A 3021-nucleotide genomic window follows, 5' to 3' on the forward strand; every position below is an offset into this window, starting at 1 on the left:
CACGTGGAAAATGTCGCTAAGCTTATATTGAAATAAGGCAGCAGCCCTTTTGGGGCGCTGCCTTTTTTATGTTTCCTGTATTGGATTTATGAACGTGTATTGAATTCGGATATGACCTTCAACTGTACAAGCAATTTTCCCAATTAGTGAGTGAAGCAGTTGAGGAGTCAACTCTTTCAGGTTTAAAGGGCTTTCGGTTGTTGGTAAAAGGGGATAGTCATGTTTGAAATCATACTTGTTTTTGCTACTTGTGTACTTGCTTATGGACGACTGGCGGAAAGATTGATTGTACTTCTTTTTTAGAAGGTTGCTTCTATGTATGCTCTGCTTGTTAGTCCCAAAAAGTAAGCCGGGATACGCCCCCTGGCTTTTTTATTTTGAATAATTATGTTGTCTTCTTACAGGTTTACTAGAGGTTTGAATTGGTTTGTAGATGGAAAAATTCGGGATGACGAATATCGGGGAGTGACCACCAACGGCAAACTCTCAAACTCTAATAAATCACCTTATTATGTCGTTTATAAAAGACAAAAATTGGAAAAATATTTAAATTATTGTAATTTTTGTGTTAAGCTAGTTTTGATAAAAATAAATATTAACGAGGTGTAGAGATGTGGGCTAAAAAATTTGTGAGTATGTGTATTTGTACGATGTTTTTGGTTTCCCCGTTAAGTGTTTATGCTGCCGATAGTATTTCATTAAAAGATGAAGTGGAATCTTTTTTGGAGAAGAAAATCAATATTGTTGATGAACTACTTTTGTTGAATGTTGGAAAGGAAATAAGCGAAGATGAATTTTTGGAACAAGTAAACCAGGTTCATATTGATTATGAAGACTATTTGATAACTTTAGAGGATGCTGTTCTATATGAAATAGAGTCTTATGATATCTTAAACGATAAATTGGGTGAGTTGGATCTTAAAGCAGAGTCTTTCTTTTCAGAAGAAGATGAAGAAATGCAAACAACAGCTAAATCCTGGAGATATGGGGATATATTGTATTACGCTGCAGGGAATAAAGTTGGGGTTGGCGAAAAATCATATACTGGTCATACAGCAGTTTTACATACCGTAGATTATCATGTCATTGAAGCATCAAAAACAGTGAAAAATGGCGCTAAAGTCTTTGTCTGGAATAGAAGCAATTTATGGAAAGGGGCAAGCGGGATTAAGCAATATAGAGTTACGACAAAATTAGGAAAGAGTGCTACTGCTGCACAACGTAAAAAGGCTGTAGAGTTTGGGAAAAAACAAGAGGGAGAACCATATAAATTAAGAACCGACATCTGGTCAACAGATGCATGGTATTGTTCTAAATTAACAAATGCTATGTGGAGTCATGCCGGATACGATCTTCGATCTTCTAGGGCATTCAAAATCGATGGTCTATTGGCGGTTATTCCGGCAGATATAGTTGCAGATGCAAATACGAGGTTAAAGAAAAAATGGGGGACAGCGCTTCCTGGGAAAATTTAGAGGGGATATATGAAGAAAATCAACGTCATCTTTTGTTTACTGGCTGTGTTTAGCTTAGCCTTCACATTTATAATATTTACTGAACAGTCAGATGAAGCCGAAAGAATAAAAGTGGAGGGAATTGAGAATTTCCAACCAATTTCTAATGAAGAAGGAAATTACTTATTATTCTATCCTGCTGATATTCGGGTTAATCAAGAGAATTTAATTATAAAAGAAGTTAATAGCACTGGTGAAATCATGCATGAATATGAAGTAATAGACAGTGATTTTAGGAGAATGATTGCTCACCAAAAGCCCAACGACCAGAACAAATTGTATGTTTCACTTTTTGGTGAAGCAACAATTGATAATTATTATTACACCTATGACATAAGTAAGAAGCAATTTGAAAAGATTAATCTATCGTACTTTGATATTGATGTAGGTGTGGACCATATAATGCATTATGGGAATGATATACTATTCCAAACCTTGGTCTCTTACAAAACTGGAGAACAGAATTTAACTGAATCTGGTGAGTTTAACGTATCTATTTCTAATTATACCAATCAAATGAGTTTTGAAACTGAATATGGTCATGTCCCTAAATGGACGCCAATTTTAGAATTCGGTGATAAAATTGTTTATGGAACAAGTGGACAACTGAATGAAAAAGGCAAGTACGAGAATTTTGGAATTGGTGTTCTCTCCATGGAACAACAAACTATTGAGTATAAGACGCCAAAAAAAAATGAAGATCTATCACCGATATATTCAACGGAAAAGAACCTATATATTTTAGATTCACAAGGTAAGATGTATGTATATGATAAAAATTTCAATTATAAAACATATGAGCCATTCTTAAATATCTCTGCAGATTATTATTATAGTGATGATTCGCCTCCTTTGTTTATTGATGAGAACAGAGCGTTAATTTCTATTAGTGATAATGAAACAGGACCTATAATTGGCATGTTGTCATTGGAGCCTACACCCAAATTTAAAAAGCTGGACAAAAATTATATTCAATCAAATAGTATCTACCGCTTTTTATATCAAAATATAAATGAAGAAGAAATATATGTAGTTAAGTCATCTGAAAAGAAAGAAAGCCTATTGGTTTTGGATAACAAAAGTTTCGATTTGATTACAGAGATACCAATAGAAGATGCTCATTTACTTGACTTTGTTGTAAAGAACTAAATAAATCATAATCACTGTAAAAGCAATGGATCTGAGGTACATCGCTTTGTTTTTTAGGGAAGGAGTCTGCTAACAAAAAGCTAACTTTTTTAAAGAGCGCTAATAAATTACTTTAAATTGGAGTTAGGGATGTGACTCTTGAAGTAAACAAAGTGGTGGCTTATATCTATTTCGATATAGTGAAACCTATTACAGTTTGAAACTATCTGGGCGACATGTTATAAAAAATCTAAGTAGTTGCATGATAATTAATTCATAGAAACTCACCATCACCTCATGTGTTGTCAATTACACTCCACGCATGTGGAATCTGTCGCGAAGCTTATATTGAAATAAGGCAGTCAGCCCTCTAAAGGGG

At 34.2% G+C, this 3021-nt stretch carries 2 protein-coding genes; both read left to right on the plus strand.

What is annotated here, in order from left to right; translation table 11 throughout:
* Positions 1-611: 611 nt before the first annotated feature.
* Positions 612-1475: a YiiX/YebB-like N1pC/P60 family cysteine hydrolase gene (locus tag ACI35L_RS05325; protein WP_049672317.1), complete on the plus strand. Its 864-nt coding sequence runs from the start codon at positions 612-614 to the stop codon at positions 1473-1475.
* Positions 1476-1484: 9 nt separating this feature from the next.
* Positions 1485-2663: a hypothetical protein gene (locus tag ACI35L_RS05330; RefSeq protein WP_049672316.1), complete on the plus strand. Its 1179-nt coding sequence runs from the start codon at positions 1485-1487 to the stop codon at positions 2661-2663.
* Positions 2664-3021: the final 358 nt, after the last annotated feature.

This window comes from Pradoshia sp., assembly GCF_051873915.1.
Lineage (GTDB): Bacteria > Bacillota > Bacilli > Bacillales > Pradoshiaceae > Pradoshia.

Excerpts from the sequence above, each read along its gene's own strand:
- ACI35L_RS05325 (WP_049672317.1), top strand. The coding sequence starts at position 612 with ATGTGGGCTAAAAAATTTGTGAGTATGTGTATTTGTACGATGTTTTTG.
- ACI35L_RS05330 (WP_049672316.1), top strand. The coding sequence starts at position 1,485 with ATGAAGAAAATCAACGTCATCTTTTGTTTACTGGCTGTGTTTAGCTTA.